Raw genomic sequence first — 8,318 nt, forward strand, 5'->3', positions numbered from 1 at the left:
CCTTCTTGAAGATTCTTATTTGTGACTGCAATTCTTTGTATTTATATGGAACTTTTTGGGATTCTTTTAGAACCGCCAATTTCAATGGCCGCCCGCTCTGCTCATCTTGTTTATTGCTTCTTGATAAAGCTCTGCTGGAAAGCTATAATTTTGGTTTAACCCAGTCTTTTAGGAGGTGAGATTTTTTGGCTCACGAGAAATTAAACATTGTCGGCATACCTGTCGACAACTTGAAAAGAGAACAATTCCTTAGTCTTGTTTATCAAGAGCTTAACCAAAAACAGAAGAACATTTTCATAGTGACCGCAAACCCTGAAATTATCATGAATGCAAAAAACTCGCCTTCTTACCGGAATGCTCTTCTACAAGCAGATTATATTATTCCAGACGGTTTTGGAGTAATCAAAGCTTCTAACATATTAGGCAATCCGCTTCCTGAAAAAATCACAGGATACGATCTCGTGCATACATTCTTATCTTATGCCAGCGAAACTGGCAAGTCTGTTTATTTCTTTGGTGCTAAAGAAGGGATCGCTCAGGAAGCGATCAACAAAGCAAAAGAGCTTTATCCTAACTTCCGAATTGCCGGCACAAAACACGGCTATGCAGGACTGACAGAAAATGTTGCTGAAGAAATCGCATCTGCAGCCCCCGATTTCGTTTTCGTCGGCCTGGGAGCGCCAATGCAGGAGGAGTGGATCGCTTCCTATCAGCACTTATTTCCTCATTCTGTTTTAATGGGTGTTGGCGGCAGTTTTGATGTGTTGTCCGGAAATGTGAATAGAGCTCCTAAATTTTGGCTGGACCGCAATCTAGAATGGTTTCATCGTTTAATTACACAGCCAACCCGTGGAAAACGGATGTTAAAATTGCCGGTCTTTGTAGCAGAAGTCTACAAGCAAAAATGGGCAAGTCGAAACTCGAATTAAAATAGTGCAGTCCCTTACTATAAAACAGAAGCTGATATATTGGAGATCCTTATATTAATTCCAATTCATATAGCTAAAAAATCCTGAAAGCAACCGCTTGGTGCTTCCGGGATTTTTTTCTTTAAAAAACTTTTAAGAATTCAAGAAAGTTTCGACGACACGCTTAGTGGCTTGGCCATCTTCGAGAGAGGAGAATTTTTCTTTGAATGCGTTGGATCGCGGAGGAGACTGGATCAATTGGCGAATTGCCTGGAACAGTTCTTCTTCGGTCTGCGCAATCGGACCTGGTGCCTCTTGTTCTATATCTATATAAAAGCCTCGTAACGTATCACGATATTTTTCCAAATCGTACATAAAGAAAATTACCGGTCGATTCAAAATTGCATAATCAAAGAAAACAGAAGAGTAGTCAGTAATCATCATGTCAGAAATCAGGTAAAGGTCACGGATGTCCGGATAAGACGATACATCGTATACCATTCCGTCATAAGCCGAAAAGTCGAAGTTTTCGACGACCAAGTAATGCATACGGGATAGCAAGACCCATTCATCGCCAAATTCCTTTTGCCACGCTTCCAGATCGAATTGGAATTTGAATTTATATTTTCCTCGTTGGTAAAATTCATCATCACGCCACGTAGGTGCATACAACATGACTTTCTTATCAAGAGGAATCCCAAGTTTTTCTTTCAGGCTGCGTATAAGGTTCTCCGATGGCAGAGCCAATACATCATTTCGCGGATACCCCGATTCGATAACTTTTCCACGAAAAGCAAATGCCCGGGTCAAAATCTCAGTCGCATATGGATTTGGTGATACAAGAAAATCCCATTTCCGGGTTTCCGCAATAAAATTTTTCTTGTAGGTGTCAGTTTGTGTTCCAGGCATATGGACCTCTTCAATATCCACACCCAGCTTTTTAAGTGGCGTTCCATGCCAAGTCTGAACGTATACCGTTTCTTTCGGTTTTGGCATCCAGCCAGGTAAACGAACATTGTTCACCCAATATTTTGCACGTGGAAACGTTTGGAACCAAGCTCTTGTATAACGGACCACATAGGGGACTTTCAAATCGATGAACATTTGTTCTGCAGATGGATCAACGCTCCACAACAACTCATAATCTTTATGATGTTCTTTCATGTATTCGTAAATGGCACGGGGGTTATCGCTGTACTGCTTCGCATGGAAACTCTCGAACATTACCAAGTTTTCTTTCCGTGGCAATTGAGCCATCATGGCGAATAGAACACGCCGTCTGTTTTGTTTGTTTACTTTTTCAGTTAGACTTTTTATCACTGCGCGGCCTCATTTCTGCATCAAAGCAATTTCATTGCGTTAAAAGGGAAAATATTACAAAATATACCTCTTGAAATGGTACCGTATTTCGGATTTTTTCGCCAGGCTACTCTAAAAAACTTTTGACCACACGTTCAGTAGCGTGGCCATCTTCCAAAGAAGCAAATTTATTTCTAAATACTTTAAACTTTGGATCTAGTTGAACATTAGCGTGCATAAGTTCATTCATTGCTTGGAATAACTCTTCTTCTGTTTGCACAATCGGACCTGGTGCATCTTCTTCAATATTAATATAAAAACCTCTTAGCTCATTTTGGTACTTTTCCAAATCATACATAAAAAAAATGATTGGCCGGTTCAAAATGGCATAGTCAAAAAACACAGAAGAATAATCTGTAATCATCATATCGGAAACGAGATACAAATCCCTGATGTCCGGATATGCTGAAACATCATACACAGTTCCGGCATGAGCTGAAAAATCGAAGTTTTCAGCTATTAGATAATGCATGCGCGACAATAGGACCCAATCATCACCGAATTCTTTTTTCCATTTATCCAAATCAAATTGAAATTGAAATTTGTATTTTCCTTTTTGATAAAATTCATTGTCGCGCCAAGTTGGCGCATAAAGCATTATTTTCTTATTGTCTGGAATCCCCAAGTTTTTTCTGATTTGGGCGATCGCCTCTGAAGAGGCATTGGACAATACGTCGTTTCGTGGATATCCTGATTCAATGACTCTGCCTTTAAAATGAAACGCTCTTTTGAAAATCTCTGTCGAATAAGCGTTCGGCGAAACAAGATAATCCCATTTGGAAGATTCAATTACAAAATTCTTTTTGTAAGTACTTGTTTTGGTGCCCGGCATGTGGATTTCTTCAATATCGATTCCGAGCTTTTTGAGGGGAGTTCCGTGCCAAGTCTGGACGAAGATCGTTTCCTGTGGTTTGGGCATCCATGAAGGTAGCCGAACATTGTTTACCCAATATTTCGCACGTGGAAACGTCATAAACCAGCGAATTGTAAATCGCCGAACATATGGCACTTCAAAACCCTTAAATAATGCTTCAACTTGGCTATTGATGCTCCATAGCAGTTGGTAATCTGGATGATGTTCTTTCATGTATTCGTAAATAGCACGTGGGTTGTCGCTAAACTGTTTAGCGTGAAAACTTTCGAATATAACAAGTTTTTGTTTTTTTGGCATTCGCCCTATTAATTCAAAAAGAATGCGAATAATCCACATGACTAACTTTCCATTCTTGAAGGCCGCCATTTTCTTCGCCAACCTTCTAGAAAGCTTCAGTTCTTCTGTTTCTGAAGTAATCGTTGATGAAACAGTATTATAAGAACTTGTAGAAATAATAGCCGCTTGGCTATCGAATTTTTTGAATGTTATCATCCCGGCTTTTCGCCGGCCTTGTTTTAGCTTCAATGTATGCAGCGGTGTTTTATCATTGCCTAAAAATATATTCATAGCTTCTCCTTGTTTCTCTCTTAAGGCAGCAACCGGAATCTTAAAATAGCCGTATCGTCTGAACAATCTGACTTTTAAAGGTCGATTAAATTGTGAAATCGGCTTTCCTTGTTCTCCAATATAGAGGTAATCGTATTTTTCATTTGCCTTATAGGCGTAATGGGTACTCCTTCCAAATATGTAAAGATGCTTACCAAAAAAACGCAGCTTCATATTAGACCGGTAACCTGTAACTTTTGCCGCGTTTCCTCGTGTAAAAAAGACGCCGCTTGATCTGTTATGCAGAAAATATTTTTCGTTATTTATTAAAATATAGCCGAGCAAATGCAGCTGCCGATAGTTCTCCAGTTCATAGAACTCAAAAATTTTCTTACCTCTTGCGCTTATCTTGGTAAAATTAACTGTAATTTGATCAGTACCTGAGGCAATATGTAACAAATCCGGCCCTACTAAGTTGTATTCCAGATTAGCTTCATTCAACACTATCTCAAATACAACATTTTTTGTAATCAATTCTCTTTTGAATAAGTCAAATATAAGAAAAGTGTAGTACTTCTTATAACGGACTCTACCTACTATCAGAAATCGGTGATCTAATGTTGTTAGACCGAGGTCTATGGGGTATATATATTCTGGAGCTTGTTGTGTTACAATGTCGTGTATACTAAATAAATATACACCTTTGTGGTTGAATAAGGAAAAAGAAGTTTCGCCGGTTTGCTTAAAAGAGATAAGGTCAGAAAAGTTTTTAAACTCTATTGCATAGGAGCTTGTACTGGATTGAAAGTTAAGATTTGGTTCATCCGAAGTCTTCACTATCAATACTTTATTGTCTTTAGTGTAAACAATAAAATCATTCCCGCCAATATTTTCCTTTATAAGCATTTGATCTTCAAGAGGATAATCTCCAATAACACAAGGCTTGTCGACAAGAAGTTGTTTCAAATCAATATTAAATGCAGCGGTGCATTCTAAAAGAACAAAATTTAATTCTTCCGTGGAATGAGCAAGCAATTGGACATGATTTGTGTATACAACCATAACCGGCCCCTCTTCTTCTACTTATTTTAATTAGTTATAAAAGATGATAACATATAATAATGATTCGGAACATTTTAACATGTTTAGAAAATAATCTTTAGTGGAGTGATAATATATATGAAGAAAGTAATTACTTATGGGACATTCGATTTAATTCATCATGGCCATATCAATATTTTAAGAAGAGCCAAAGAACAAGGTGACTATCTAATTGTAGGACTTTCTTCTGATGAATTTAATGAGCTGAAAGGAAAAGCGGCTTACCATGCTTATGAGGAACGAAAAATGATTCTTGAATCAATCCGATATGTTGATGAAGTGATTCCTGAACACAATTGGGAACAAAAAGCCAAGGACATCAAGAAATACGACATCGATCTTTTTGTAATGGGCTCTGATTGGGAAGGCAAATTTGATGAATTGAAAGAGCATTGCGAAGTCGTATACTTGCCACGAACTGACGGCATCTCCACAACGAAGATTAAGATGGATCTATTAAACAATCAATGATAAAAGAAATTATCATCACGCTTTACCTGTTAGGTTTCCGCACCGTCTTCACCTTTTTCAATTTGTTTCCACTGCGCGATAAAACCGTCTTTGTTTCATCGTTTGGAGATAATGCTTTTTATATTGCCCAAGAGTTGGCGCGGACTAAAACGCATCCCCTCGTTTTTCTCAATCAAAAAAGATGCAAAATTAATTTTTCAGAAATTCCTACGGATAACAAATGGATCTATTCGTTTGAATCGGCCAACTTGATTCATACTATAAAATCCATCTATCATTTAGCAACTTCCAAATATATTTTTATCGACAACTACTTGGGAGTTTTAGCCGCCACCCAATTTCGCAAAGAAGTAAAATGCGTCCAGCTTTGGCACGCTGCAGGTGCTGTCAAAAAATTTGGCTGGAGCGAACCTGAAACGCATAAAAGAAGTGGACGGGCAAAAAAACGTTTTCAGCGTGTTTATAACTGTTTCCAGTATATCCCCGTAGCTTCACAGCAAATGGCGGATATTTTTTCTGAAGCTTTCCATTTAGACGCAGGACATTTTCTCTATACCGGCGTTCCTCATACTGATTTTTACTTTGATGCAGAAGCGAAAGCCCGCAGTTTGCAGAATGTACTAACGGTTTATCCTTCTATCCAAGGAAAAAAAGTGGTGCTCTATGCCCCGACATTTAGAAAAGGTTCGCTCCAGCAGATGAACATCCAATTGGATGTGAATGATTTTTTGGAAACCTTAGATGAAAGTTATATTCTATTGATCCGGCTCCACCCTTCGGTTCAAGAAGCCGGATACATAGTAGATCATCCACGAGTCTTATTGGTTAATGATTATCCGCATATCAATGAATTATTAGTAGCCAGCGATATCTTGATAACAGATTATTCTTCTATTCCGTTCGAGTTTTCGTTGCTTGGCAGAAAAATGATTTTCTTTACATATGATTTAGAGTCTTATGATCAAAACCAGGGCGTATGGGCTGAAAATAGCCTTTACTTCCCCGGACCAATAGTCAGGACTACTAGTGAAGTTCTTGAAGAAATCATAAAACCCCAGACCGACTATAAGAAAATTGAGCACTTCCGTTCTCATTGGAATACCTTTTCTACTGGCCGCTCTACTGAAAATTTAATTTCAACTATTTATCGTGATTAAAAACCTAGTTTAATAGTAATAGAAAAAGGGAATCCAATTATGTTTGGATTCCCTTTTTCATTTTTTCTGAAATAATAAGACAGCACTTTCTGCTCATTTATTTAAATTTTTTTATTTTTCAAACAATTATATGATATATTTAGCAATACGAAGGAGGATGACTATATGGAAAAATTTCTCGATAATAGATTTACTGAACAACAAATGTTTTACGATGACAAAGGTCTGTTTCTTAAAAACAAGGAGGCACTTTTAAAAACCAGCAAAGTAACTGTTGTTACTCCTGTCTACAATGCAGAAAAATTCTTAAGCAAGACCATCGATTCCGTGATCAACCAATCTCTCCAATTTGAAAACATCAAATTTATATTGGTGGATGACCACTCCACTGATTCCTCTCGTTCAATTTTATGGGACTATGCCGAGCGATACGAAAACATTGTTGCCGTATTTTTGAAAGACAACACAGGCTCTCCCTCCACTCCAAGAAACATAGGAATTGAATTGGCCAACTCTGATTATATTTGCTTTTTGGATGCCGATGATTGGCTGAAAGAAGATTGTCTTGAATACTTAATTTCTATTTTGGACGAAACAGGCGATGACTACGCAGTTGGGAAAACTATTAAAGAAACGTCTACTGGTAGCAGACTTATCGGCGAACATCAATCCTGCATGGAAAGAAGAAGCGTCTCTCCTTTCTCGGTTCCCAATATGTTTCATCATATGGGATCAAATGCAAAAATTATGAAACGGCAGCTTTTGATTGACCATAACATTCGATTCCCTAACATGAAGTACGCTGAAGACAAGCAATTTTATATGGAAGTAATCATCCATAGCAAAACCATATCCACAACTAAGCACGCCATCTCCTTTTTAAACCGATTGGACGAAAATGGTACATCTTTGACTACACAAACTGATGTTTTTGAAAAAATGGACACCAATTTAAAAGTTATCGAACATATTAAGAAAAAGAACCTTCCGATTGAACAGGAAAAAATGGTATTGAACCGGCTTTACGAATTTGACTTTATCATCCAACTATTCGATCCTGCCCACTTTTCCGAAAGCCATAATAAAGAAGCTTATTATGCTAAATTTCAAGAAGCCCTTGATACAGCCGCCAGCCTTGATTATGATATATCGGAAAATTTCTTTTATCCTCTTAGCCAGGCCGTCTATCAGTTGTATCAGCAAGGCAAGTATACAAGCCTTGAAGCGCTGGTAAAATGGAATACAGAAGAAAACAATAAGCAATACTTAATCAAGGACAACTTGCCTTATATGATAGTGCCATTTCTTAAAGGACCGTTACGCTATATCCGAGTTCCAATGCTTGCCACCTATAAAACTGACTATCTTTCTAGAAAAAGAGATAGTTTGGAATTTCACGTTTTTGGTGATTATACTCAACATATTAATGGATTGGTTTTCCGAAATAAAAAGAATGTAACGGAAGAGTATGTGTTTGACTTTGAAGTTGAAAATATTGGAGGGGAAATTTCATTTACAGCCACCACTCCATTAAAAGCCTTCCCACCTTCTAGTTTTGATAAATTTATTCGGTATGATAGTTTTCGTAAACTTCGATTTGTTCAGCCTGCACAAGTCCAATTTGCTCAAGCAAACTACAAGTCGCTTGTGGAAAATCCAAAAACTGTCGAATCCAAACTATCATAAAGGAGTACGAAAAAGCATTTTGGTAAACCAAAATGCTTTTTCAGGCTGTCGAGAAACTCTCGGCAGCTTTTTTCATTTCGCTCCAGGCGGACGCTTTCCGCGGGCACGGCCTCAGCCGCTTCCTTCGCTTCGCTCTGTCCAGGGTCTTCGGCTCGCGCTGGTCCCGCTGGAGTCGCCGCCTTCCGCTCCATTTGCGACTTTTGCAGGTTTTCATTG

The 8,318-nt window shown here is 38.2% G+C and carries 7 protein-coding genes; 5 read left to right on the forward strand and 2 right to left on the reverse strand.

Features of this window, described 5'->3' with window-relative positions:
- The first annotated feature begins 185 nt into the window (after nt 1-185).
- Nucleotides 186-929, forward strand: coding sequence for a WecB/TagA/CpsF family glycosyltransferase (locus tag B0H99_RS13850; RefSeq protein WP_106534282.1), 744 nt, complete (start codon nt 186-188; stop codon nt 927-929).
- A gap of 132 nt (nt 930-1,061) precedes the next feature.
- Here the strand turns inward: B0H99_RS13850 and B0H99_RS13855 are convergent, their stop codons facing one another.
- Nucleotides 1,062-2,168, reverse strand: a complete 1,107-nt coding sequence (locus B0H99_RS13855) for a CDP-glycerol glycerophosphotransferase family protein (protein WP_106534291.1) — start codon at nt 2,166-2,168, stop codon at nt 1,062-1,064.
- Between the two features lie 166 nt (nt 2,169-2,334).
- Complete coding sequence (locus tag B0H99_RS18235) at nt 2,335-3,477, reverse strand: CDP-glycerol glycerophosphotransferase family protein (RefSeq protein WP_425440389.1); 1,143 nt, start codon at nt 3,475-3,477, stop codon at nt 2,335-2,337.
- Between the two features lie 1,389 nt (nt 3,478-4,866).
- On the opposite strand from B0H99_RS18235, the gene tagD reads away from it, so the two are divergent.
- From tagD to B0H99_RS17940, 4 genes are all read left to right on the forward strand, one after another.
- Entirely contained in the window at nt 4,867-5,259 is a 393-nt protein-coding gene (gene tagD, locus B0H99_RS13865) for a glycerol-3-phosphate cytidylyltransferase (protein ID WP_106534283.1), read from the forward strand.
- Nucleotides 5,256-6,416 carry a CDP-glycerol glycerophosphotransferase family protein gene (locus tag B0H99_RS13870; RefSeq protein WP_106534284.1) on the forward strand — a complete coding sequence of 387 codons (1,161 nt, stop codon included), beginning with the start codon at nt 5,256-5,258 and terminating at the stop codon, nt 6,414-6,416. The genes tagD and B0H99_RS13870 overlap by 4 nt, the downstream gene beginning before the upstream one ends.
- Nucleotides 6,417-6,581: 165 nt before the next feature.
- Nucleotides 6,582-8,102 carry a glycosyltransferase family 2 protein gene (locus tag B0H99_RS13875; protein WP_106534285.1) on the forward strand — a complete coding sequence of 507 codons (1,521 nt, stop codon included), beginning with the start codon at nt 6,582-6,584 and terminating at the stop codon, nt 8,100-8,102.
- Between the two features lie 19 nt (nt 8,103-8,121).
- A partial coding sequence (locus B0H99_RS17940; RefSeq protein ID WP_219905826.1) for a hypothetical protein occupies nt 8,122-8,318 on the forward strand: 197 nt, incomplete at its 3' end.

The sequence above is a fragment of the Planomicrobium soli genome (genome assembly GCF_003014655.1).
Classification (GTDB): domain Bacteria; phylum Bacillota; class Bacilli; order Bacillales_A; family Planococcaceae; genus Planococcus; species Planococcus soli_B.